At 61.6% G+C, this 24,576-nt stretch carries 22 protein-coding genes; 6 read left to right on the forward strand and 16 right to left on the reverse strand.

Annotation, left to right across the window (positions count from 1 at the left end):
* Positions 1 to 83: 83 nt before the first annotated feature.
* From NH448_RS02350 to NH448_RS02370, 5 genes are all read left to right on the forward strand, one after another.
* Entirely contained in the window at positions 84 to 1,202 is a 1,119-nt protein-coding gene (locus NH448_RS02350; RefSeq protein WP_045994474.1) for a hypothetical protein, read from the forward strand.
* 76 nt (positions 1,203 to 1,278) lie between these two features.
* The gene (locus NH448_RS02355) at positions 1,279 to 3,222 is read left to right on the forward strand and encodes an AAA family ATPase (protein ID WP_253028374.1); all 1,944 of its coding nucleotides are present in this window, start codon (positions 1,279 to 1,281) and stop codon (positions 3,220 to 3,222) included.
* A complete protein-coding gene (locus NH448_RS02360; protein ID WP_162197840.1) occupies positions 3,140 to 4,495 on the forward strand; it encodes a DUF6638 family protein in 1,356 nt (451 codons plus the stop codon). Before NH448_RS02355 ends, NH448_RS02360 begins: the two co-directional genes overlap by 83 nt.
* Positions 4,496 to 4,498: 3 nt before the next feature.
* Positions 4,499 to 4,696, forward strand: a complete 198-nt coding sequence (locus tag NH448_RS02365; protein WP_253028375.1) for a hypothetical protein — start codon at positions 4,499 to 4,501, stop codon at positions 4,694 to 4,696.
* Positions 4,697 to 4,774: 78 nt separating this feature from the next.
* Positions 4,775 to 5,428: a DUF1523 family protein gene (locus tag NH448_RS02370; RefSeq protein ID WP_045994036.1), complete on the forward strand. Its 654-nt coding sequence runs from the start codon at positions 4,775 to 4,777 to the stop codon at positions 5,426 to 5,428.
* A gap of 540 nt (positions 5,429 to 5,968) precedes the next feature.
* On the opposite strand, the gene NH448_RS02375 is transcribed toward NH448_RS02370, so the two are convergent.
* The 13 genes from NH448_RS02375 to NH448_RS02435 all read right to left on the reverse strand — a co-directional run bounded on the left by NH448_RS02375 (position 5,969) and on the right by NH448_RS02435 (position 21,056).
* The gene (locus NH448_RS02375) at positions 5,969 to 6,973 is read right to left on the reverse strand and encodes an Rpn family recombination-promoting nuclease/putative transposase (protein ID WP_045992602.1); all 1,005 of its coding nucleotides are present in this window, start codon (positions 6,971 to 6,973) and stop codon (positions 5,969 to 5,971) included.
* Between the two features lie 178 nt (positions 6,974 to 7,151).
* Entirely contained in the window at positions 7,152 to 8,573 is a 1,422-nt protein-coding gene (locus NH448_RS02380; RefSeq protein ID WP_045992603.1) for an aldehyde dehydrogenase family protein, read from the reverse strand.
* Positions 8,574 to 8,643: 70 nt separating this feature from the next.
* Positions 8,644 to 9,606: an NAD(P)-dependent oxidoreductase gene (locus tag NH448_RS02385; RefSeq protein ID WP_045992604.1), complete on the reverse strand. Its 963-nt coding sequence runs from the start codon at positions 9,604 to 9,606 to the stop codon at positions 8,644 to 8,646.
* A 159-nt stretch (positions 9,607 to 9,765) separates the two neighbouring features.
* Complete coding sequence (locus tag NH448_RS02390; protein WP_052704335.1) at positions 9,766 to 10,701, reverse strand: LysR substrate-binding domain-containing protein; 936 nt, start codon at positions 10,699 to 10,701, stop codon at positions 9,766 to 9,768.
* Positions 10,694 to 11,461 (reverse strand): IclR family transcriptional regulator, encoded by a 768-nt coding sequence (locus NH448_RS02395; protein WP_045992605.1) that lies wholly within the window; start codon positions 11,459 to 11,461, stop codon positions 10,694 to 10,696. Before NH448_RS02395 ends, NH448_RS02390 begins: the two co-directional genes overlap by 8 nt.
* A gap of 92 nt (positions 11,462 to 11,553) precedes the next feature.
* Positions 11,554 to 13,170: a GMC family oxidoreductase N-terminal domain-containing protein gene (locus NH448_RS02400; RefSeq protein ID WP_045992606.1), complete on the reverse strand. Its 1,617-nt coding sequence runs from the start codon at positions 13,168 to 13,170 to the stop codon at positions 11,554 to 11,556.
* A 4-nt stretch (positions 13,171 to 13,174) separates the two neighbouring features.
* On the reverse strand, positions 13,175 to 14,410 hold the full coding sequence (locus NH448_RS02405) for a mandelate racemase/muconate lactonizing enzyme family protein (protein ID WP_045992607.1): 1,236 nt from the start codon (positions 14,408 to 14,410) through the stop codon (positions 13,175 to 13,177).
* Between the two features lie 95 nt (positions 14,411 to 14,505).
* Entirely contained in the window at positions 14,506 to 15,930 is a 1,425-nt protein-coding gene (gene aldA / locus NH448_RS02410; protein WP_045992608.1) for an aldehyde dehydrogenase, read from the reverse strand.
* A 242-nt stretch (positions 15,931 to 16,172) separates the two neighbouring features.
* Positions 16,173 to 17,153: an MDR family oxidoreductase gene (locus NH448_RS02415; protein WP_045992609.1), complete on the reverse strand. Its 981-nt coding sequence runs from the start codon at positions 17,151 to 17,153 to the stop codon at positions 16,173 to 16,175.
* A gap of 131 nt (positions 17,154 to 17,284) precedes the next feature.
* Positions 17,285 to 17,953: a TetR/AcrR family transcriptional regulator gene (locus NH448_RS02420; protein WP_045992610.1), complete on the reverse strand. Its 669-nt coding sequence runs from the start codon at positions 17,951 to 17,953 to the stop codon at positions 17,285 to 17,287.
* Positions 17,954 to 18,122: 169 nt separating this feature from the next.
* Positions 18,123 to 19,598: a sodium:solute symporter family protein gene (locus NH448_RS02425; RefSeq protein ID WP_045992611.1), complete on the reverse strand. Its 1,476-nt coding sequence runs from the start codon at positions 19,596 to 19,598 to the stop codon at positions 18,123 to 18,125.
* On the reverse strand, positions 19,591 to 19,815 hold the full coding sequence (locus NH448_RS02430) for a DUF3311 domain-containing protein (RefSeq protein ID WP_045992612.1): 225 nt from the start codon (positions 19,813 to 19,815) through the stop codon (positions 19,591 to 19,593). Before NH448_RS02430 ends, NH448_RS02425 begins: the two co-directional genes overlap by 8 nt.
* Before the next feature lie 44 nt (positions 19,816 to 19,859).
* A complete protein-coding gene (locus NH448_RS02435; protein WP_045992613.1) occupies positions 19,860 to 21,056 on the reverse strand; it encodes a M20 aminoacylase family protein in 1,197 nt (398 codons plus the stop codon).
* A gap of 173 nt (positions 21,057 to 21,229) precedes the next feature.
* On the opposite strand from NH448_RS02435, the gene NH448_RS02440 reads away from it, so the two are divergent.
* The gene (locus NH448_RS02440; protein ID WP_045992614.1) at positions 21,230 to 22,120 is read left to right on the forward strand and encodes a LysR family transcriptional regulator; all 891 of its coding nucleotides are present in this window, start codon (positions 21,230 to 21,232) and stop codon (positions 22,118 to 22,120) included.
* 103 nt (positions 22,121 to 22,223) lie between these two features.
* On the opposite strand, the gene NH448_RS02445 is transcribed toward NH448_RS02440, so the two are convergent.
* The 3 genes from NH448_RS02445 to NH448_RS02455 all read right to left on the reverse strand — a co-directional run bounded on the left by NH448_RS02445 (position 22,224) and on the right by NH448_RS02455 (position 24,536).
* A complete protein-coding gene (locus tag NH448_RS02445) occupies positions 22,224 to 23,576 on the reverse strand; it encodes a Na+/H+ antiporter NhaC family protein (protein ID WP_045992638.1) in 1,353 nt (450 codons plus the stop codon).
* 481 nt (positions 23,577 to 24,057) lie between these two features.
* The gene (locus tag NH448_RS02450) at positions 24,058 to 24,276 is read right to left on the reverse strand and encodes a hypothetical protein (RefSeq protein ID WP_045992615.1); all 219 of its coding nucleotides are present in this window, start codon (positions 24,274 to 24,276) and stop codon (positions 24,058 to 24,060) included.
* Positions 24,273 to 24,536 (reverse strand): hypothetical protein, encoded by a 264-nt coding sequence (locus NH448_RS02455; protein ID WP_045992616.1) that lies wholly within the window; start codon positions 24,534 to 24,536, stop codon positions 24,273 to 24,275. The genes NH448_RS02450 and NH448_RS02455 overlap by 4 nt, the downstream gene beginning before the upstream one ends.
* Positions 24,537 to 24,576: the final 40 nt, after the last annotated feature.

The raw sequence follows: 24,576 nt of genomic DNA on the forward strand, positions 1-24,576 counted from the left end.
TTCTGGGGGCGATCATTCGGTGAATGATGTCATCGTTGAATGAAAATGATGTGCTAGCCGGTACTCGCCGAAAAGAGGGTGCGATGGATTCGTCAGATTGTGATCATCTTGAGTTAGCTGACGTGTATGCTTCGCGTCATTACTTTCGGAGATTCAGCGAGATCCTCCAGCGGCTCGAGAGAGTGGCGGCAGCCATGCATGCCAGCGATCAACTGAACCGCATAGATGCAAGAGCACTGACGGATTATCTGAAGCGCCTTGATTTTACCTTTGACGCGTTGAGCACCAAGTATTTGATGGTGGGGCAAACCCCCTCCCGTAGTCTCGGTAGCCTCACCGTGGACAGACGCGAGAGTGGCTTTCCGGTCGCCAGCGAGTTGATGCGTATGGCTAATGACGCTCAGCAAGCTTCACGCCATCTGACAAATATGCCAAGTACACGCGAACTCAAGGCTCAGATGATTCGCACCATCCTTGGTGAGTGCCGTTCGCCTACCCGACTTCAGTATGCCATGTCCCAGCGACTCTATTACGAGCAAATCTCTCGAGGCGCTCTTTTCTGGATTCAAAATGACCCTCAGTGCGAGATGCTGGACAGTGACGGTGGGCGAAGGCGTTTTTTCATCCATTGGGCTGTCTACGACAGCCAGGTCAATCTACCTGTCATCTACTTGATGGAGGTCGATGACAGTGGTTCTGCCCCTCTGCCAAAAGACGAATACCGTTGGCCAGCTGTCCAGGCTCACCTGATGGCCCAGTCCCTTGCTGGACTGACATTGCTGACCATTGCCCGTGGGTTGGATGCGGACTTCGATGACGTTCATCCAAAACGGCTCCACCGCTATCACATTGGGCCCATGTACTCGTCCTCCTATACCGAGCAGGCCGGACCGTTGCGGCAGATTCTCGAGCAGGCCTGTCCAGGGGGAGAGGACGATTGGGCCTTGGCCTGGACCCAGGAGGAGCTCGATAGTGATGGGACGCAAGAAGAACGTAGTGGATGGTTCAGTAAGGTCGAGCGCGAAATCTTTGCCCTGGACCCCTTCTCTGATGGTGCAGGTCATTCCGGAGCTACTCGTACGTTACGCTCCATCATTTTGCCTCAGCGTCCGTATCAGGTTCTGGCTGAGCTGGCCCCCTCCGGGTTTGCCGATGTGCAGAAGTTTGTGGTCAGCCCATCGGGACAGGTGCTGCACTTATAACACGATGATGGCGCCGTCCTGAGGTGCGAAGCAACAATAGATAACCGTGGCAGGAAGGCCCGGTAGCGAGGGATTCATGAGTCTTGACAGCGATCAGATGGAACTGCGCGAAGATGATATCCAGAGGCACTACGCTGCGGCTGAAAGGATGCTGGAGGGCTTTGATCACAGTCCCCGTATCGCACGCCCACGGCAGCAGCTTACGCTTGACGAGAAAGAAATATCTCCAGGTATAGGTCGTACTCGCAGGCTTCGATCGACCACGCCGGGGCTCGCCACACGCTCCACGGGGCGCCCGGATGGAGTGCACTTGGGCGAACGGATAGCGACAAGCAAAGGAGGAGACCCATTGATGTCTCCGCTCCAGGCGACCGTCCAGCATGGCCTCCGGCGATCCATCGCGATTGCTCTGGCGATTGGCGAATGCTGGGCCGAGCGCAATGGGTTGCTGGAGCTTAAACAGGCCAATCTCTCTGGCTCACTGGCTTCATCGCGGCGTACCGAGTTCACGGAGCTGCTTGCCGCCGAGGCGCTGATCTCCACCCATGTTCTTGCCAACGCCTTGGCATGGCTATTGCTCGATCATGGCAGCGAGACACAGGTTGAGGTGGGCGAGTTACAAGAACTGGTTACTGACAACGCTCAACTGGCTCTTCATGGTGTCTTGTGGGAACTGGATCAGATTGTCGCTTTACATGCCAGCGATGACGTTCACCTTGTTGCCGCCCTGCTTGCCTGGACCGAACAGTTGTTGGAGAAGGTGGTTCTAAGAGCAGAGAACGCTCCGCGACTGGGATCCTTCACCGCCAGCGTATGGAGAGTAGAGGCAGATAGGCTCACATTGAGAGGTTTCGAGCCGGCGCGTCGAGGTGGATCCAGTAATTTGAACATGGTGTTCAAGCGACCTGAAGAGGTCATCGGAAATCATATCGCCAAGCACCAGGCGCAGAGGCTTGCCCGTATGGTGATGGCGTACGACTTTGAACGTCGCATGAACCCCTTCGCCGAGCTGGGAGGTTTTATCTTCACCTTCATGGGGGACGGTAAACCAGGCACCGGCAAGACCACTCTGATCCAGATGATGGCGGGATTGATTCATGACTACTGTCAAGTGGCGGGTTACCCCTTCCGCTACCAGAACTTCGGTGTTGACAATATTGACAGTTATCAAGGCAAGTCGGGACAGAACGCCAAGGCCTTCATTCATCATGTCATGGATCCTTCGGTGATAGGATTTGGAACTATTGATGATATCGACCAGATTGCTGGAAAACGCGGTGACCGTCAGTCCTCCGCCGGGCAGCAGGAGGTGACTGCCGTGTTGATGGAGGCATTTGCCGGCGCCAATACCGTGGTAAGAGGGAATTGTACTTTCGGAATGTTTTCGAACTATCCGGAAAATGTCGACGACGCTCTTCGCCAGCGGGCGGGTGCCAGATTTCTGGTTGATGGACCAAAAACCAGAGAGGACTATATCGATATTCTGCATCTTTTGCTGGGCAGTCACCATGGTATCCCACTCGGAAAGCACGAACTCTATTCTTCTCAGAGCATAAAGCAAGCAATCGCTCAATCCTTTTCTTCCTACAATAGGCCTGCTGAGCCACGCCTGAAAGAGGTTCTTGAACGAGTTTTCGAGAAATTCGGCGATATTGATTCAGTTGCTGCTTTGGGGACATATCTGAAGGAGATTCAACAGGTTGATGAGAGATTTACCGGCCGCGCAATAAAAAACATAAGCGACGCGGTTAAAGTTCGCTCGATGGATTTCGATATACCTGATGAGTGGATGGAGGTTCCGGATGTCTTTCTGGCCAAGGACTATGAAACGAAGAAGGCGATGATTTCAGAGCTTCGTGTCCCGATCACTTCAAACATGGTCCTTCAGGAAATCAATCGCTACGCCGACAGCGAGTTTCGCTATGCAGGAAGCTCCGATGAAGCAGCGATTGATGCGTTGGTACGTGATATGGAACGTCGTCACGAAGCTCAGCGTCGCTTCCAGGATGGCAGAGGGTGATCCTATGCAGCGGCTGATCGAAAGTGGTCTGATGTATTCCAATCTTTTCCACGTCGACTCGCCTGTGTTGGTGGATCGCTATAACAGAGCACTCGAGCACCTGACTGGTGCGACCACCCAGCTTTCCGAGTTTCATGTTGATGTTTCCGGGTATTCCCCGGAAGTTGGTTCAGAGTTGGGTGATCATCAGTACTTGAATCATGGCGGAGTCAATCGTCAATTCATTCTATTGAGTAACGAACAAGGCCGATGCCCCTTGCTCAACGCCCATTTTTCCACCAGTCGACAAATCTTGAACCGATTTATCAGAGAGAACGAACGACAACTATTTGCCTTGACAGCGACCGACGCCATAGCCGGTGAATTGGAGAATTCTGTTTTCAGTGTCGAGAGCCCCCGGGACCTTTTCGATATTCGTCAAATCAAGGTGGTTGCGGACACGACGAATGGCACCATTGCCAAGGCAGGCCACCTTGCCAGGCTGGTGGATCGTTTCCACGATGAGAAGGATGGCTGGTTCAATGAACAACTGATCAACGAAATGATCGATGTTGCTCGTTGTACTGGTGATGTCACGCGGAACCCGGTCCAGCTCCAGCATGCTGTCTTCGAGCAGAGGAATTTCTGGACGTCTTTGTTTGGCGGTCTGTATATCTTTCAAGATATGGAGAAGCCGAGTGTTGTCGTGCGCGAAGAGAAGTACCGGCGCCAGCTGCCGTCGGCGCTTGTAATGCTGCTCGATGATCGACGTGATGTGGCCCGTTTTTTGAGTGACAACGAGCTTGTCGAGACTGTCGTCAAGTTTCCAGGCGATGAGGGTGTTGCTGTCCTGCGCCGAAAGCTGGACCTTATGCTTGGTCTGGAGTTGGCGAAAAAGTCTGTTGATTCAACTGGACATGCCGGGTCTCGACTACGTCGTCTTGCGGCCCGCAGTGGTGTCTCACTACCCATGGAGTATGAAGGGCTGGCGTCCATTGTCCGGTGGGCAGAGGCCGGTGGAACAAGGCCAAAGGTCGGCATAAGTCATCCCGCCTACTTTGCCACCCTTCGTGCTGCTGACACGCCGGTGAAGGATCTGGTCAATATGCTGCTGGCGGAACTGGTTCCGAATGACGTTCTACAGCTCTACATCTGTCACAAGGATGAGTTCTATCGCCGCTACCGAAGCTGGCCGCGTGAGGTCAGAGATTTTTCCGTCGATGCTATCGTTCGTGAGTATATCTCCGATAAAGACTCCGCTCGCGCCATGCTATTTGGCAGTAACAAGGAATAATGCGTGATTGCTTTTGCTCGCCTGATCCTGGTCGTCATGGTTCTTATGACGATCTGTTATATCATTGTCAATATTTACTTTTTTTTCGTTGGCGCAAGGGGCTTGAAGATGAATGGGAAAGGCGTTCTTCAGCGGGTGACGAGAGAGTCTTTGTGCGCAGATCGACGCGTCGGTATCGTCGCCGCTGGCGGCCTATATTGATATCCTTGATTTATATCTTTCCCGTCACGTTGATGACTGTTTTGGTGTTTGTTATCAATTTTTTCTAGGGGGCAGTCAATGGCAATCGTGAAGTGGAGTTTCTGGGGTGTTTTCTGGCTGATGGTCGGAGCGGTCATGCATTATAGCCTTCCCCAGTATGACGTCGTTCGTATCGTCGATACCTACGAGAAGCGACAGGATATCAACGATTGGACGCGCATCTTTTGGTCTGATCCGGATGATTTGACCAATACGCTGGAAAATCGTGATGTTCAGTTCATACAAGCAGTTTTCCCCAGTGGTAAAGCGATCGTCTATCGCAATGAGGATACCGGCTGGAGCTGGCCACCTTACTTCAAGTTCGATACCGCAAATCTTTATACGGAGGCCAGTGACCGGATTTCGACACGGGCGGATCCTCAATGGGTTTCCATCATGCATTACGGTTGGCGCAACCAATTCTTTTCCATCTTTCCTAATGCTGTCTCGATTGAGTCGGTCGAAGGCCCGAATGACAAGCCATTCAATTGGTTTACATACGGTTTTCTGGTGCTGATGGGAAGCGCTGTCGCTTTCTTATGGCGAGCCTGGGTGCGCTTCAGGCGGCGCCATCTCGACCCGGTGATGGAGGAAGTTGAAGGTGGCCTCGATAGTGCTGGTGAAGCTGTAAATTACCGTTGGCACCGTCTACGCCGATGGCTGGATACATGGAAGGGCCGCAACAGGCGCTAGGTGTCGGGTCGCGGATGAACCTCGGTTCTTGGAAAAACCGCATTGAAGGTGGTGTACTCGGAAACTGCGTCCGCGCACGCTCTGCTCGAAGTGCTTTGGCATCAGACGCAACGCCGGTGGAACAGATCGCCGAGCGCCGCCGGCAACGCTAGACCTATTGGCAGATTGCCCAGGCGCTGGGGATTGGCTAGGGCTTGTCTGAAAAGTGCCTGCGCTCGGTAATACGGCGTTAAAAATCGGCTGGTGCGCCAGCCCGGTCAAAATGCTCATTTACACCCCGTAAACTGCGCTTTCTCACCGATTTTTGCCTTGTCTAACCTTCGCTCGTCGACTTTTCGGACAGCGCCTAAAGCACGGTGGCACGTATTCTCAAGCGCGAGTGGGCCTATCCCTGGTTTTACGGAGCTCGGAGGAGTGAGGCCAGCAGCTGCGCGCCTGGCTTCATCAGGACAACTGGCACCGACCACATGCCTTCCTGAATGATCAGTCTCGCGTTGGCCGGCTGGCCCGTTCCGTGAACAACCTGGCGGGTTTTCACACCTAGCGTTTGAGTTCGTCTCTCAGCGTCCTCACCTGCGCGATGTCCAGCCCCGACAGATCCGCCACCGTCTGGTCGTCCAGCTGAGTCCGCTCGATCATGTTGCGGGCGACCTCCAGGCGAGCCTTCTGTTCACCTTTCTGTTCGCCCTTTTGTTCGCCCTCCTGCAGTCCTTCCTGACGTCCTTGCTTGCGGCCTTCCTGGCGGCCTTCTTCAAGACCCTGTTGCTTCCACTGCTCGGGCCATCGTTTTGCACGCTCGGCAAGCATGTTGTGTACCTCATTGAGTTCGTTGAGATTCTGCCACTCGGTTCCTTCGCTCTCGGGTATCCAGTTGGGCAGCAGCACGCGCTTGATCCAGATGGCGAAGTGACGGCGCAGACGAGTCTGGTCTGGCGCTTCGAGCCATCTTGCCAGCAACCCGATCAGTTCGACCGCCTCCCTGGTGCCACGGTGGTGTTCCAGTCGAAATATGGCGGCTACCACGTTGCGTGCCTCTGGCGACCAATGCTCCGAGTCCACGATGGCGCCTTCGTCCAGCAGAAGATAGGGCATTCGTGGGCGGTATCGCTCCAGCTCCCTGGGCACGCTCTGAACGAGGTCCGATACGTCGACGGCGGCGTTCCAACGCTTCTCTCCATTGTAGAGCACGACGGGCAGCACCGGGGGCAACCTGGCGTGGGGCGAGAGCTTCTGCTGCTTGATCAGGTCCTGATACAGGAGGCCCACGTAGGTCATGATGCGCAGCGCCATGAAGGGATCGATGGTGCTCTGGAATTCGATCAACAGATAGACGTAGATCCAGTCATCGCCGAAGCGTGCGCGCCAGATGACGTCGGACTCCCGATCGCGCAGGTCGTCGCTGACAAAGCTGCTGCTGACCTTCTCCAGTGAGTCGAGGTCGAGATGCGCTATCCATTCCTCCTTGATGAAGCCTGTCAGGAGGTCTCGAATGACTCTAGGTTCGCTGAACAGCAGTTTGTAGCTGAGGTCGTGCTGGTGGTTCATGGGATATCAGCCGCCGACTGGCGAGAGCCAGTAATGGAAGGAGATGGCAATCATCCTGGCGGCTAATGGCTGGCATGTACGGCTACGGAGTCGATTGGGTGGAAACCTGACCAAATGTCAGAAGTTTGAGCAAAGTCTTGTTCAGATCTTTTTCAGAGAGAGGCGTAGTGATAAGCCCTCAACCCCCCAGAATGGCCTTGGTTTCCAGATATTCCTCCAGGCCCTCTTCGCCCCATTCACGACCGTTGCCGGATTGGCCGTAGCCGCCGAAGGGGGCATCGAAGGAAAAGTCCGCCCCTTGCAGGTAGCACTGGCCGGCCTTGAGCCGGCGGGCGATGGGCAGGGCGGCTTCGGCGCTGGCGGCGTAGACGGCGGAAGACAGCCCATAGGGCGTGTCGTTGGCGATCTCGATGGCCTGTTCCAGGTCGTCGTAGGGAATCAGGCACAGCACCGGGCCGAAGATTTCTGAGCGTGCGATCGCCATGTGGTTGCTGACGTCGCTGAAGAGGGTGGGGCGAACATAGTAGCCCTGCTCCAGCCCCTCAGGGGCCTCGGTACCACCCAGCATCAAGCGCGCTCCCTCGGCGATACCCTGCTGAATGTGCTGGCGTACGCTGTCGCGCTGGCGTCGGGACACCAACGGCCCCATGGTGGTGGCGGAGTCCGTCGGGTCACCTGCCACCTGCTCCCGGGCGACCGTCAGGGCGATGCGTTCGGCGTCGGCCAGACGTGAACGTGGTATCAGCATGCGGGTGAAGGCATCGCAGGTCTGACCACTGTTGGCCATCACGTTTTCCACCCCGAAGCGCACCGCCCGGGGCAGGTCCGCGTCCGCGGTGATGATCAGCGGCGACTTGCCCCCCAGCTCCTGACACACTCGCTTGACCCCGGCGGCGGCGTTGATGGCCACCTCGATACCGGCGCGGGTGGAGCCGGTGAAGGACACCATGTCGACCTCGGGATGGCTCGCCAGCAGAGGGCCGATCTCGCTGCCGGAGCCCGTCACCAGGTTGAAGACCCCGGCGGGGAGGCCGACGCTGTGAAAGATCTCGGCCATGATGAAGTCCTGCAGCGGTGTCTGTTCGGCCGGCTTGGTGACCACGGTACAGCCTGCCGCCAGGGCCGGGGCCAGCTTGCCGACCAGCTGATGCAGTGGGTAGTTCCAGGGGTTGATCAGCGCGCACACGCCGACCGGCTCGCGGACGATGGCGACGCCATTGCGGCGTTCGATCTCTTCGGAACGCAAGACCCGCTCGGCGTAGTAGCGCATGCCTTCGATGGGGCCATCCACGTGCATGGCGGGTGTGATCTGGACCGGGCAGCCCAGGGTGATGACGTGCGCCTCGACCAGGTCTGCGTGGCGCCTTTGCATCTCGTCGGCGACGGCGAGAAGTATCTCGCGCCGTTGCCCGGCGGGGGTCGCCGACCAGTCGGGCAGAGCGCGCCGCGCCGCCTCGACGGCGGCGTCGATATCCGCTCGGTGCGCTCTTGGCACCGAGGCGCACAGATTCTCGGTGGCAGGGTCGAGGATGCCAAAGCGCTCGCTGTCGCTGGGCGTGTGCCAGCGGCCATCGATAAAGAAGTGTTCTCTGTAGTGCATGGCGAGGTCCTCGTTGGCTCGGATGATGATCAAGACCGGCGTATACCGTCGCGGTCAGCCTGGCAGCCCTTTATCCGGACCTGCCGCGCACGACCACTTCATGGCCGACCTCTTCCGGCTCGGTGTCGGTCAGTTCGGCGGGGAAGCCGTCGCCGAGCACCTCGACGTCGCAGTCGTCCTCAAGGCGCCGGATGATGTTGGATGACCACTCACGGGGGCCGTAGCGCTCTTGGCCATCCTGAAAGATGTCGAGCAGCAGCGGCGATATCTCGAGGGGCACCTCGAGGCTTCTGGCCAGGGCATCGAACAGTCCCACGTCCTTGAGCACCAGATCCATGGTGAAGCTGATATCGCGGCTACCGTTGAGAATGACCTGGGATTCGGTCTCGTGGACAAAGGAATTGCCCGAGGAGATACGGATGGCCTCGAAGGTGGTGTTCATGTCCAGGCCGGCCTTGCGAGCCACGGTCAAGGCCTCGGCCACCGAACACAGGTTGGCGGTGGCGAGGTAGTTGGTCAGTACCTTGAGCACCGAGGCCGTGCCCAGAGGTCCGGTGTGCAGGACCCGACGCCCCAGGGTGGTCAGCACCGGCAACACCCGTTCAAAGGTGTCGCGATCACCGCCGGCGAAGATCGAAATGTTGCCGGTGGCGGCGCGGTGGCAGCCGCCGGAGACCGGTGTCTCCATGGCGAGGGCGCCGGTGGCGGTGACCCTGGCGGCGATGCGTACCAGTTCCTGGGCATCGGTGGTGCTCATCTCCAGCCACACCTTGTCGGCAGACAGCCCGGCGATGACCCCATCCTCGGCTTCCATTACCGCGCTGCAGGCGCGAGGAGATGGCAGGCAGGTGATGATCATGTCGCTGGCCTCGGCCACTGCTCTGGGGCTGCTGGCGGCGGCTGCGCCCTGGTCGATGAAGCGTCGGGTGACCTCGGGGTCGAGGTCGCGGATCGTGACGTGATAGCCGTTGCGCAGCAGGCTGCCGGCGAGCTTGCCGCCGACGTTGCCAAGTCCGATAAAGCCGATGTTCATGGGATGTCATCTCATGCCGGTGAGCCGATCACCTTGCAGTGACATCCTTGTGCGGGGGCGGATGAAATGCTGCAGGTAGGCTTCACGCTAGGCACGGCGGGGGCAGACGACAATTCATCTTTTCTTGGTGATTGGTCACTTTTGTTGAGTGAAGGCGACTCAGCCCCGCTGACTCAGCAGCCAGGTGCTGAAGGCCTCAACTCGCGGATCGTCGGCCAGATGGGAGGGGTAGGCGATGCCCCATTCGCCGCTGGCGGGCTGTACCTTGCCCGCCGGGTTGATCAGCCGGCCCGTGGCCAGGTCATCCTCGGCGAAGGGGCCATTGACCAGGGCGACGCCTTCACCTCGGGCGGCCATCTCGAGCGCCGCCGCCAGGGTGTCGACCTGAAGGGCGCGTGATGGCGCGGGCCGTGTGGCAGAAGGCGACTGGGTGTCGAACCAGCCCTGCCAGCTCCAGCTCTCGGTGTAGACGCTGATCAGCGGGAAGGCCTGCAGCGCCTCGGGGGATAGCGGCAACGAATGCCCCATCACCAGCGAGGGGCTGCACACAGGGGTCAGCGTCGAGGGAAACAGCGGTGTCCAGTCAAGTCGAGAGGGCAGAGGGCCATCACGGAAGAGGATGGCGATATCGGCGTGAGCGCTGTCGAAGGTCCAGTCCAGGCTGTAGGTCTTTATCCTCAGTTCGGTCTCGGGATAGCGCTGGTGAAATTGTGCCAGTCGTGGGGCCAGCCAGCGGATCGAGGTGGTTACGTAGACCTGCACGCGCAGGGGTTCAAGGCAGGGCTGGCGACGCAGTGTTTCGGCGCCCAGGATCAGCGCTTCCAGGGCGTCGCGCACGACAGGGTAGAAACGTCGCCCGGACTCGGTGAGCTCGATATGCCGACCCCGGCGGGCGAACAGTTTCGTCCCCAGGCTCTGCTCCAGACGCTGTATCTGGTTGGCGATGGCGGGGTGGGAGAGGTGCAGCTCCTCGGCTGCGGCGCGCAGGCTTGATAGTCGCGCCGCGGCCTCGAATCCCTTCAGCGCACTCAAGGGCGGCAGGCGATCCAGCGGCAGCGGTGCCGTGGATGCCCGATGACGCGGGACGTCAGACAACGCGGGACGACAGCTGGCGCGCGGCCTGCACCAGGTTCTTGGAGTAGCGGCGCGCCTCCTGGGGGCTCAGGGTGTCGCTGCTGATGGCGGCGCTGATCGCTGCGATGGGCTCGTTGCGCAGGTTGAGCACCGGTGCGGCGATGCAGCTGACGCCCTGCTCAGGCGCGCCGTTGGAGGTGGCGTAACCGAGCCGATGGGCCCGCCCCAGTTCCGCCATGACGCCTTTCACCCCCTTGTTCTCGGGAGCAAGACCAAGCTCGTCGGCGAGATAGCCCTGCCAGGAGTCCTCGTCGCGCATCGCCAGGATGATCTTGCCACTGGCGGCTTCGTGCAACGCCATGGTCTTGCCGACGTAAAGGTTGAAGCTTGCGCCACTGGCACCGTCGATCTTGGACACCACCACTACCTTGTTGCCGATGGGCACGCACAGAAAGATGGTCTTGTGGATTTCGTTTTTCAGGATTTCCGCGATCGGATAGAAGTAGGGTATCAGGCTCTGCTTGTTATAGATGGTGGAGGATATCTGGAAAATGCGTGAGCCGATGCAGTAGGACTTCTTGCGGCTTGGATCCTGGGCCACCAGCTGGTGGTGAAGCAGGGCGTTGATGACACGGTGACCGGTGGCCGGCGAGATACCGGTAGCGTCACAGATTTCCGAAAGCGTCATGGGATAGCTGGTGGCCGCCAGCAGGTCCAGGATCATGACGCTATGATCGACCGCCGGAGCCTTGGTCTTTTCCGAGGTCCTTTCCGAATTCATGATCAGCCGCGGTCTCCAAAACGCGAATGCGAGGACGAATGCAGATGACTCGTCCGGTCAGACTCAGGGGCGATGTGGCTCCTGGGCGTCGTTCAGATCGGGTGGTCCTGAAGGATCAGGTCGGCCCCCTTTTCCGCCACCATCATCACCGGTGCATTGAGGTTACCCGAGGTGATGTTGGGAAAGATCGAGGCGTCGATGACCCTGAGCCCGGACACGCCATGCACCCTGAGACTGCCATCGACCACCGCCTCGCGAGGGTCGGGCCCCATGGCGCAGGTACCGCACAGATGATAGATGGAGCCTGCGTTGGCGCGAAAGTACTCTAACATGCTTTGGTCATCGTGGACGGCATCCGCCGGGGTGACCTCGGCGTCGATGACGGCACCCAGGGCTGCCGTTTCGGCCAGCGCGCGAATGAGCCGGCTGCCCTGAATGGCCTCGTCCTGATCTCGTCGGGTTCCCAGATAGTTCGGCCGGATCACCGCCGGCTCATTGGCATCGGCACTGGCCAGCTCGATGGTGCCACGACTGTCGGGACGGCAGGAATTGAAGGCCAGCAGGAAGCCGGAGTAGGCATCCGCGGTCAGTGTCGTGTCCGGAAGCGCCGGGATGCGATAGGACAGCGGGTTGAAGTAGAGCTGGATATTGGGCACGGGTTCGTCGGCATGGCCGCGAAAGAAGCCGCCGGCCTGGTTGACGCTCATCGCCAGCGGGCCGCTGCGATTGATCAGGTACCTCATCGTTGCCCTGGTCAGGCCGGGCAGAGAGTTGAAGTCGTCGTTCAGGGTCCGGCAGTTGGCGCGATAGAAGTAGCTGACGGCCAGGTGATCCTGCAGGTTTCGGCCCACGCCGGGCAGCTGCTGGAGCGCTGCGATCCCGTGTTGTCGCAGCTTCTCGCTGTCCCCGAGCCCCGATAGCATCAGCAGCTTTGGCGAGTCCACCGCACCGGCGCAGACGATCACCTCGCGGCGTGCGCGCAGGGTCTTCAACTGGCCTTGCTCTCGGTATTCAATGCCGCTGGCGCGACGCTGATCGTCGAACAGCACCCGTTGAACCTGGCTGACGTGCTTGAGGGTGAGATTGGAGCGCTCGAGCGCCGGCTTCAGGTAGGCGGTGTTGCTGGAATCGCGACGGCCTCGGCGGATGTTCGTCTCATAGAGGCCGGCACCTTCGATGGAGGCGCCATTGAAGTCGTCATTGAGCGGGTAGCCGAGTTCATCGGCAGCCCTGAGGTAGGACTGGCAGATCGGATGGGCGATTTCCTTGAGCGGGGTGATGCCGATCAGTCCCTGGCTCGAGTGGAATTCGGTATCGCCCGCAGGGTGCTGCTCGAGTTTCCTGAAATAGGGCAACAGCGCCTGGTAGCCCCACCCCGGGTTACCTGCGCGCTCCCAGTCATCGAAGTCCGATGGCTGGCCTCGCACATAGATCATGGCGTTGATCGAGCCCGATCCTCCCTGGACCTTGCCCCGGGGTGTGTAGATCCGCCGGTTGGCCAACGCCGGCTCCTCGGCGCTGTAGTACATGTAGTTGTAGCCGGGGTGATAGTAGGTCTTGGCAAAGCCCACCGGCACCCGAAGCCAGGGGGAGCTGTCACGGCCGCCGGCCTCGACGATCAGTACCTTGTGGCGTCCGCTGGCACTCAGCCGGTGGGCCAGCACGCAGCCTGCGGAACCTGCACCGACGATGATGAAGTCGTAGTCCATCGCCTCAGGCCTCCGGTCGGGTCTTCCAGCGGGTGCAGGACTGCTGGACGACGTCGTAGGGCGTGGCGTCCATGCTCAGGTGCAGGCGCTTGCCGGTGTAGGGCGAGTGGGCCCTGACCACCGCCATGTCCAGTTCCACCCCGAGCCCCGGTCGATCGGAGGGAATGATAAAGCCGTCACTCCACTCGATCTTGGCTTCGAGCACCTCGGCGTGGAAGCCGTCCCAGGTGCCGATGCTCTCCTGGATCAGGAAGTTGGGTGTGGTGGCGGCGAGCTGAATGCTGGCCGCCGCACCCACCGGGCCGTTGTACAGGTGGGGCGCTATCTGGGCGTAGTGGACCTCGGCCAGGGCGGCGATCTTCTTGCCTTCGAGGATGCCGCCGACCCGGCCAAGGTTCATCTGCAGGATCGAGGCGGCCTGGTGGCGCAGCAGGTCATGGAACTCGTACTTGGTGGTCAGCCGCTCACCGGTGGCCACCGGGATGGAGGTATGGTCGGCGACCCTGGCCATGGCCTCGCTCTGGCCGGGTGGCACCGGCTCCTCGAACCACAGCGGGTCAAAGGGTTCGAGGCGCTTGGCCAGGCGGATCGCCGAGGCCGGCGTCATCTGGCCGTGGGTACCGAACAGCAGGTCGCAGCCGTTGCCGACCGCCTCACGGATGCGCTGGCAGAAGGTTGCGCTCTTTTCCAGCGCCTCCAGTGACAGCATATGCCCGCAGTAGGCGGTGTAGGGGCCCGCCGGATCGAACTTGAGCGCGGTAAAGCCGAGGGCCTTCTGCTCCAGGGCGCACTCCACCGCCAGCTCGACATTGTCGTAGTCATAGTCGCCGCCGGGGGCACGGGGGTAGAGATAGGTGTAGGAGCGCAGCCGATCGTGGAGCTTGCCGCCGATCAGTGCATGTACCGGCTGGCCGGCCGCCTTGCCGACGATGTCCCAGCAGGCCATCTCGAGGCCGCTGAGCACCCCCATCATGGTCAGGTCCGGGCGCTGGGTGAAGCCGCTCGAGTAGGTCTCGCGATACAGCCGTTCCAGATGGTGGGGATCCCGTCCCTTCAGGTAGCGCTCGAACACGTCCTCGATGGCGGCGACCACCACTTGCGGGTGGAAGGTCGCCGCATAGACCTCGCCGACGCCCTCGATGCCACAGGCGGTTCCCAGTTTGACGAAGATCCAGTACATGCCGCCGATGTGGGGCGGAGGTGTGGCGACCACATGGCTTTCACAACTGACGACTTTCATGAACGGCGAGTCCTCTGAAAAGGGCAGCAAGCGGCCGACCGCCAGGCGTAGACGCGGCGGTGATGGGCTTGGGTGTGGGGTGGCGCGGGATGGCGTCAGTAGTTCAATACCACCAGCCGGGTCTGGGTGTAGTCCAGCATGCCGTGCTTGCCGTCGTCGCCACCGAGGCCCGAACGCTTCCAGCCGGCGTGGTAGCCCTGGTAGGGGTCCGATGGGGTGCGATTGATGTAGACCTCGCCTGCCTCGATGTTGTGGGCCACCTTCATGGCGGTGCGGTAGTTCTCGGTGAACACCACCGAGGCAAGGCCGAACTGGTGGTCGTTGGCCAGCGCCAGGGCTTCATCCACATCGGCGTAGGTCAGCACCGGCAGTACCGGGCCGAAGATCTCTTCCTGGACGATCTCCATGTCCTGGCGGCAGTCGGTCAGCAGGGTCGGCGGGTAGAAGTGTCCGGGGCCAGGGGGAATCGCGCCGCCGGTGGCCAGGGTGGCGCCGTCGTCGATGGCACGCTCGACCATCTGGTGGACATTGAGGCGGGTGTTCTCGTTGATCAGGGGGCCCATGTGGCTAGGGTCCTCGGCACGATTGCCGAAGGTGCAGGCCTCCATGTTGGCCTTGAGCAGGGCGATGAAGGGCTCGGCGATGGACTGATGCACGTAGACTCGCTCGATGGCGGTACACAGCTGGCCGCAGTTGGTGGTCTTGGAGGCCACGATCTGACGGGCGGCCTGCTCGAGGTCGGCGTCGGGCTCGACGATGGCCGGTGACTTGCCACCCAGTTCCAGCGACGACTTGGCGATATTGACCTGGGAGTACTCCAGCACCTTGCGGCCGGCGCCGACGCTGCCGGTGAGGGTGATCATGCCGACCCTTGGGTGAGTACACACGGCCTCGGCGGTGGCGTGGTCCATGCTCAGGATGTTGACCACCCCCGGCGGGATCTCGGCCGCCTGGACGGCCCTGGCAATTTCGAAGGCCGAACGCGGAGTGTTGTTGCTCGGGCGCACGATCACGCTGTTGCCGGTGATCATCGCCGGGGCAATCTTGCGCAGCAGGGTGAAGACGGGGTAGTTGAAGGGAATCAGGCAGGCCACCACGCCGATCGGCTCCCGAGTGAGCAGCAGGCTCTCGTCAGGGGTGTCGCTGGGCACGATATCGCCCTCGATCCGTCGCGCCCATTCGGCGTGGTAGCGGGTGATATCGGCCGCGTATACCGCCTCGTTGATGGCGTCCTCGAGGCTCTTGCCCGACTCTTCGGCCAGCGCCCGCCCAATGGCCTCGCGACGCTCCATCAGGGCGTCGGCCAGGCGCTGCATATGTACCGCCCGCTCGGCACTGGTCAGCCTGCGCCAGTGCTTCTGGGCCCTGGCCGCGACCTCGACAGCTTCCATCGCCTGGGCGTTGGTGGCGGCCTGGACCTCGCCCACCACCGCTTCCGTGGCGGGGCAGTAGACCGGGATCATGCTGGCATGGGGGGCGCTGACAAAGTCGTTGTTGATGAAATTCCCATCGGTGCTCATGGCTGATTCCTCGTCAAGTTCAAACCAGCCTAGGAAGCGACCCTGAGGGCGTCAAGAAAATTCCTTATGTAGAAATAAAATTCCACATATGGAATATGTGGCGGTGTGCTGGTGCCTGTATGCGAGCCGGCAGGAAGCCAAGACAGCGCCAGGTAAGCGCCAGGTAAGGCCCAAGAAAGCGCCGAGGAAAGCAACATCAGGCGCCCTGCCGGCGACGGCCAGCAGGGCACGTGTCATCGGGCCTAGCGGGTGGCGACCACCACGCGACCTCTGACCTTGCCTTCCATCAGGCGCTCTGCGGTGGTGATGGCCTCGCTCAGCGGGATCTCGCTGGCGATGTCGTCGAGACGCTCTTCAGGCATCAGCTCGGCCAGGCGCTGCCAGGCTTCCAGGCGAACTTCTCTGGGCTGCATCACGCTGTCGATGCCGGCCAGGGTCACGCCGCGCAGGATGAAGGGCATCACCGTGGCGGGAAGGTCCATGCCCTGGGCCAGGCCGCAGGAGGTCACCGTGCCGCCGTAGCGGGTCGAGGCCAGCACATTGACCAGGGTGTGGCTGCCGACGCTGTCGACGGCACCCGCCCAGCGTTCCCTGGCCAGGGGCTTTCCGGGCTGTTCGAGCTCGCCGCGGTCGATGATCGAGGTGGCGCCGAGCGCCTTCAGGTAGTCCGCCTCCTCGACCTTGCCGGTGGAGGCAACGACTTCGTAGCCCAGCTTGGCCAGCAGGGTGATGGCAAAGCTGCCGACGCCACCGCTGGCGCCGGTGACCAGCACCTCGCCCTGGTCCGGGGTCACCCCGTGGCGCTCCAGCGCCAGCACCGAGAGCATGGCGGTGTAGCCGGCGGTGCCGATGGCCATGGCGTTTCTGGTGCTGAAGGCTTCGGGCAGCGGGATCAGCCAGTCGCCGTTCAGCCGTGCCTTCTGGGCCAGCCCGCCCCAGTGCTTCTCGCCGACGCCCCAGCCGTTCAGGACCACCCGGTCACCCGGCTGGAAGTCCTGGTGCTGTGAGGCTTCCACCACGCCGGCAAGGTCGATACCCGGGACCATGGGGAAGGACTTGACCACCGGGCCCTTGCCGGTGATGGCCAGCCCGTCCTTGTAGTTCAGGGTGCTGTATTCGACGTTCACGGTCACGTCGCCCTCGGGCAGGGCCTGGTCATCCAGTGACTCGATAGCGGCCTTCTGAGTGTCGCCTTCCTTGCGGATCACGATGGCGTCGAACATGGCGGTCTCCTTTTTAGACGGTTTGTCTATAAATTGGCGCAAGCAGTATCAGGGCGCCGTATACGACCCCGCAGGAGCGGGCTCTTGGTTCAGTGTCGGACTATTGTCAAGTCAGGTCGGCTCAGTTCAGTTCATGGCGACGGACGACCCTGGCGTTGGGTGTCCAGGCCCGAAAAGAAGCTGTCGGTGAACACATCGATCGGGCGCGGGCTGCGTTCCAGCCTGGCGCGCATGATGGCGCCCTCCCAGCCGATCCAGAAGGCCTCGGCCAGCCGGTCAGGGTCTCTGTCGGAGGCGATATCGCCGTGGTGGCGGGCTTCTTCCAGGCAAGCGGCGAGACGTCGTTGCCAGTCGGCGAGCGTGGCGATCAGCCGCTCGCGGTAGTCCGGTGGCAAGCCAGCCGCCTCCTGACCGAGATTGCCCACCAGACAGCCACGGCGATAGTCGTGGCGCGCCATGCCGGCCTTGGCATCGTCGACAAAGGCCTGCACGCGCTCGAGCGGTGGCCGGGAATCGTCTTGCAGATGGCGGTCGAGCTTGTCGGCAAAATAGCGGGCGTAGCGCTCGAGCACCGCCTGGCCGAAGGCTTCCTTGCTGGCAAAGTAGTGATAGAAGGAACCCTTGGGCACCCCGGCACGCTTGAGCATGCCGTCGAGTCCCGCGCTCAGAAAGCCGTGTTCGGTCAGGGTCTCGAGGCCGCTGGCGATCAGCGCCGCTCTGGCGTCGCCCTGGGTGGCGCCGACGCTGTAGTCGGTCTTCGGCGGTCGCCCCCGGCGCCTGGCTATCGTCGGATTGGTCATGCAATGATTTTAGACCAGGTGTCTATAAAATCAATGATGGGGCTGACCACGAGGGCAAACGAGAAGACACGCGAGGGTGGCCACGGGGGGCGACAGCATCACCTGACACGACACCAGCGGCCCGGTATCGGGCCGCTGGCGATTGGAGCAGGTCATCGACGAGGGTCTATCAGACCTGGGGTGACAGGCACTCGACCGGCGAGCGAGACTCGCGCGACTTGCGCATCAGGCTGATGACGACAAAGATCGCCGAGTTGACCACCAACCCGCAGAAGCCCGGGTGCCAGCCGAAAGGCGCATCGATGCCGAATTGCAGCAGCAGGGTGATGACGGCGCCGACACTCAGCCCGATAAAAGCCGCGGTCTGGGACGCGCGACGCCAGAACAGGGCACCCAGCAGCATCGGCAGCAGTTGCACAATAATGCCGTAGGCTCCGAGCAGCAGGCTGACCAGCGAGCCGGGGTTGGCCAGTGCCAGCAGGTACGCCATCAGCGATATCGCGATGACCCCGTAGCGCGTCAGTGACAGCGCCTTGTGCTCGGGCAGGGCGCGCATCCTGGGCGTGAACTGGACCACGTCACGTACCAGGATGGTGGCCGAGGTGTGGGCCAGGTTGGCGGCGGTCGACATGGCCGCCGCCAAGGCGCCGGACAGTGCCAGTCCGATCACCCAGGCGGGCAGGTCGGCGAGTTCCACCACGATGGTCAGCAGCACCCGGTCAGGCGAATCCAGTGGCGTGTCGGCGAGCAGCACGATGCCGGCGAAGCCGATGATCAGCAGCGGTACCAGCAGGTAGCTGTAGAGCGGGTAGAGCACAAAGACACGCTTGAGCGTCCTGACGTCCTTGGCGCTGTAGAACTTCATGAAGATGTGAGGCCACATCACGCAGCCCAGCGCGCTGACCAGTACCGCAGTGGAGAAGGCGCCCCAGCCCATCCCGGTGGCGCCGGGCATGGTCAGATATTCCGGCGCCTGGTCCTTGATCTGCTGGAACATTTCACCGACGCCGCCAAAGAACTGCTCGGCCGTGGTCAGCCCCAGCGCCCAGGCGATGACGACCATCATCAGGCCCTGCATCAGGTTGGTCCAGCCGATGCCCTGAAGGCCGCTGGCGTAGACGTAGGCGGCCACCACGCCGCAGGCCAGTAGACTGCCCAGCCAGAACGGAATGGTGCCGGAGGTCGCCGCTTCGAACAGCATGCCGGCACCAGCGATCTGGATGGTCAGGTAGGGAATCATCGCCAGCACGCTGACGACACCGATGACTAGGCCCAGCACATTCTTTGGAGTGGGGTAGCAGGCCGACAGAAACTCGGCCTGGGTCAGAAAGCCGTGGCGGCGACCCAGCCGCGAGATATGCGGCGCGATCAGCCACCACACGATTACCGCCAGCGTCAGGTAGGCGATGATATAGAACGCCGGGGCGCCCTTGCTGTAGGCCCAGCCAGGTGCACCGAGGAAGGCAAAGGCGGAGAAGATCTCGGCACCGAGGATGAAGAACAGCACCAGAAGGCCCATATGGCGACCGCCCGCCACGTAGCCTTCCAGCGAGGAGCCCTGGCCACGCCTTGCGCGCAGGCCCACCAGCAGCACGATGACCAGATAGCCCACCGTCATGGCGGTGATCAGCAGAGAATCACTCATGGTCTGCCTCCTCGCCGGTATCCTTGCGATAGGCGATCAACAGGCCCACGAACAGCGCGAAGACCCAGGCCACGTACCAGAACATGAAGAACGGCATGCCGAGCACCATCGGATCGATGCGATTGGCGATCAGCGCACCCGGCCACACCATGGCCAGGGTGCACAGCACGAAGTAGATCAGCAGGCCCTTGGAAGGCATGCCTTTTTGGTGGTTCATGGGAAGACCTCTTGTTGTTGAGTGTGGTCGTTGTCGGCATCGCCTCAGCGATGGTCGTTCAAGGCGCCAAGAGCGATGGCAACCAGCAGTCGGCTGCCCACGGGAATGATGGCGTCGTTGAAGTCGTAGCGAGCGTTATGAAGCGGCGGGGTGGTGTCCGATTCGGCGCTGCCGAGGAAGAAGTAGGCTCCCGGGCACTTTTCGAGCATAAAGGCGAAGTCTTCACCACCAAGGCTGGGATTCACGTCGCGCTCCAGTGCGGTCTCTCCCAGCAGTTCCTTCGCGGTGGCGATGACGTGGTCGGTCGCGGCCGGGTGATTGACCGTGGCCGGAAAGATGCGCTGGTGATCGACGTCTATCTCGCCGCCGTAGGTCGCCGCCACACCATCGCAGGTGCGCTGGATGGCCTCGGCGATGCGATCCTGGGTAGCGCTGTCGAGGGTTCGCACCGTGCCACTCAGTCGGACCTCGTCGGGAATGATGGCGAAGCCGTCGAGTTCACCTCCCTTGATGCCGCACAAGCTCAGTGCCGCTGGAGACAGCGGGTCGGCATCGCGCGAGACCACGCTGTGCAGGGCCTGGATCAGAGCGCCGGCCATTCTGACCGGGTCGGTAGAAAGGTGTGGGTTCACCCCGCCGTGGCCGCCCTTGCCGCGGATGCAGATATCCAGGCGATCGGTGGCGGCCATGATCGGGCCCGGGCGAATCGCCACCTGCCCCAGGGGCAGAGCCGGCCAGTTGTGCAGGCCGTAGATCGCATCCATGGGGAAGCGCTCGAACAGCCCCTCCTCGACCATCGCTCGTCCACCGCCCAGGCCTTCTTCCGCCGGTTGGAACACCAGCTGGATGGTGCCGGAAAAATCGCGGTGGCGGGCGAGGTAGCGAGCGGCGCCGATCAGCATGGTGGTGTGGCCATCGTGGCCGCAGGCATGCATGACACCAGGCACTTCGGAGACATGGCCGTGGTCGCTTGCCTCCTGAATCGGCAGCGCGTCCATGTCGGCGCGCAGGCCAATACGGCGACCGTTGTCGGGGCCAAGCCCTCTGATGGTGGCCACGACACCGGTGCCGCCCAGGCCGTGGTCGAAGGGAATGTCGAGCCGCTCCAGCTCATCGCAGACACGCGCGGAGGTGGCGTGTTCCTTGAAGCCGAGCTCCGGATGCCGATGAAAGTGCTGGCGCAGTTCGGTCAAGCTGCTGTGCTGGTCGTCGAAGAAGGTGGGGTCGATAGGCTGGGTCATGAGATTCCGGACGCTTGTTGATTGTGTCCTTCATCATGGTTGGCGGTATGTCATAGATAAAATATTATTATTTTTATATTTCCATGCTTTTATTGTATAGATTTGCCGTATGAGCCGTCGACTGGGGTGAATCCTGGCACTGGCGTGGTGGCCCCGCTAAACAAGGATCGAACATGGACTTCAAGCAGCTGCGCTACTTTCTGACGGTGGTCGAGGAGGGCGCGATTTCCAGCGCGGCAAGAAAGATCCCGTTGGCCCAGCCGGCCTTGACCCGTCAGCTCAGGCTGCTGGAGGAGTCGGTGGGAGCCACCCTGCTGGAGCGATCACGTCAGGGCGTAAGCTTGACCGCTGCGGGGGTTGCCTTTCACGGCGAAGCGCGACGACTGTTGCGAGAGTTCGAGACCGCCAAGCTCGATGCTCGTCGGATTGCCGATGGACAGCTCGGACAGCTGCGTCTGGGCGTCACCGTCATGCACCTGTGGGTGCCTCAGATCGTCAAGCTGCTCAACGGGTATCGCCAGCGTTACCCGGACGTCAGCCTCAAGGTACAGTCGCTGCTGTCCGCGCCCCAGGTGGAGGCGCTGCGCCATCATCAGCTGGACGCGGGGATGCTGTTCTTTCCCCCTGACGATGATGATCAGCTCGACAGCCACTGCCTCTATGAAGACCGTCTTGTGCTGGTAGCCAGCGAAGGATCACGCCTGGCGCAGCATCCCCCCTCTCGACTGGCGGACCTGGCCGGTGAAGACTTCATCTGGTTCGAGCGCAGCGCGACACCGGTCTATCACGACAAGCTGATCCATGCCTTTCAGCGACGTGGCTTCACCCCCCACGTGGTGCAGGAAGGCACCGACAACGCCACCATGCTGTGCCTGGTGGCGGCGGGCATGGGCTGCACGATATTGCCGGAAATGACCATGGCCGGGGCCCCGGAAGGAGTGGTCAGCTTTCCTCTGGAGGATCTGGATATAGTGCTGCCACTGATGCTGGTCTGGCGCAGGGATGCCAGCCTGCCGGCGGTCCGACGCTTGATCGAGGTGGCAGAGTCGCAATCGCTGGCCTGAACGGCCGCGCCCTGTTATCTGCGCTTGGCCTGGTGCCGTGCAAAAGGCCACCCGAGGGGTGGCCTTTGCCATTGCTGCGAGGCTTGGTGTCAGGTGCTGCGCATTACAGCACCATGGCGGCGATCCAGGCGAACACGAGCATGCCGATGTTGCAGTGCAGGAAGGTGGGGATGACGCTGTCGCGAATGTGGTCGTGCTGGCCATCGGCGTTAAGCCCGGCGGTGGCGCCCAGGGTGATGGTCGAGGCCGGGGAGCCAGCGTCGCCCAGGGCCGCCGAGGCGCCCAGCAAGGCCATCGCCGCCAGCGGGTCGAAGCCCAGGGTCAGCGCCAGTGGCAGGTAGATGGGTGCCAGGATCGGCACACTGGCGAAGGAGTCACCGAAGCCGATGGTGATGAACAGTCCCACCACCAGCATCACCGCTGCGCCCAGCGCCATGTTGCCGCCGATCAGTTCGGCCGACGCCGCCACCAGAGGCTCGATTTCGCCGGTGGCGGTCAGCACGCCGGCAAAGCCGGAGGCGACGGTGATGATGACCGCGATCTGCGCCATCATCCGCAGCCCGTCGGTGAAGACGTCATCCTGCTCCTGCCAGCGGAAGATACCGGAGACCCCCAGGATCAGAAAACCGACCATGGCTCCGAGCAACAGCGAGTCGAACTTGAGCTGAAAGACCAGGGCCACCGCCAGAGCACCCAAGGTGATGACCAGCTGCAGCGGCTTCAGGCGAGCCGGCGAGGCGGGCCTGGTGGCGACGGTGGTGGTGGTGGTGGTGGTGCTTGGTGTGACGTAGTCGCGCGGGCGGCGATAGCTGATAAAAACGGCCACCAGCAGCCCCGCGACCAGGCCCAGCACCGGTAGTGCCATGGCCTTGGGGGCCATGTCGGCGGTGGCGGTCAGCCCGTAGTCCGCGCCGACGCTGTTGACGTTGGCCAGCAGGATCTCGTTGAGAAAGATGGCACCGAAGCCGGTGGGCAGCAGCAGGTAGCTGGCGCTGATCGAGCAGGCCAGGATACAGGCCACGGCGCGGCGGTCGACTCGCAGGCGATCGAGCACCACAAGCAGCGGTGGCAGCAGGATCGGAATGAAGGCGATGTGCACCGGCACCAGATTCTGCGACATCAGTGAGGCGACGATGAACAGGCCGAACAGCGACCACTTGACGCCCTTGCGGGTACTTTGCTCGTCGCTGCCGAGGCGCGCCGAGATAGCATCGGCCAGCAGTTCGAGCAGGCCCGAGCGTGACAGCGCCACGGCGAAGGCGCCGATCATCACGTAGGTCAGGCCGACCTGGGCGCCGACCAGCAGGTTGTCATTGAAGGCGCCGATGGCGTCGTTCATCGACAGTCCGGCGTGCAGCGCGCCTAGCATGGCGGCGCTGATCAGGGCGATGGCCACGGGGATACGCAGCAGGCACAGCACGATCATGCTGAGGATCGTCAACACCGCCGCGTTGATGTGGTAGCCGACGGCCAGGGTCGAGGCGTAGATCAGGGCGCACAGAGCAATGGTCGGCAGTGCGCGGGTGCGGGCAAAACGGTTTGCCTTGGGAGAAGGGTCGGTAAGGGCGGTCTCTTGCATGGGGTCTCCGGCTCGTCATGAGCCACGTGTCCAGGGGGCGTGAGAGTGCCGGCGAGCGTGGCGTTACCGCGGAGGGCTGGTCCTCTTCTAGGGGAGGTTGAAGCCTGACGGCCGTTCGCTAGCGGGCGAATGATACCCCAAACCTGGGCCGTGGCCCGCACTGGCCCCGATAGTTGCCTCGATAGCGGTCTCGATGGTCGCCGCCATGGTGGCAAGGGGGGAAAGGAGGAAAGGAAGAAAGCAAAGAAGCGGCTGCGCTGCCTTCCATCAAAAACGCCGCCCCGAAAGGGGCGGCGTGAATCACCAGGACGCGTCGGCGAAAAGCGGGGCGCAGAAACGCTGTCTCTCAAGCCATCGCTCAGGCGGGTACCGCCTGGGCGGCGCCAGAGGAAGCCGGTACTGCAGGCATGGACGGTGGCAGGGTCGCCATCAGCGCGCGCTCCAGGTCCATGGCCTTGCACTTGTAGGCGGTGCAGTTGGCGCAGTGAACGCTGTCGCCGTCGTCTTGACCAACAGGCAGCGTGAAGCGGGAGTGGCCACAGATGGTGCAGCTCAGGTCCAGGGTGACGGTGATCATGCGACTCGCTCTCCCTTGGTGTGCTGCTGCTCGATCAAGGCATCGTGCTCACGTCGCATGGCCATCATCAGGCTGCGAGACTTGTTGAGAAAGCGCAGGCGGTCGGGCGTCTGCTGTTCTTCCCAGGCGCCCAGGGTGGCATGAAACTCACCGCACTCGGTGCAGTTCAGCTCTTCCCAGTCATTGGGCTGAGCCGTTACAGGTCCCGGTGTGCTGGCCAGGTCGTGGCCACAGCGGGTACAGGAAATCGGGTAGTACACGGGTCGCCCTCCTTGGCGCATGACGTGCCGTCGTTCGTTC

The sequence above is a fragment of the Halomonas sp. OfavH-34-E genome (assembly GCF_024124525.1).
GTDB lineage: Bacteria > Pseudomonadota > Gammaproteobacteria > Pseudomonadales > Halomonadaceae > Halomonas > Halomonas litopenaei.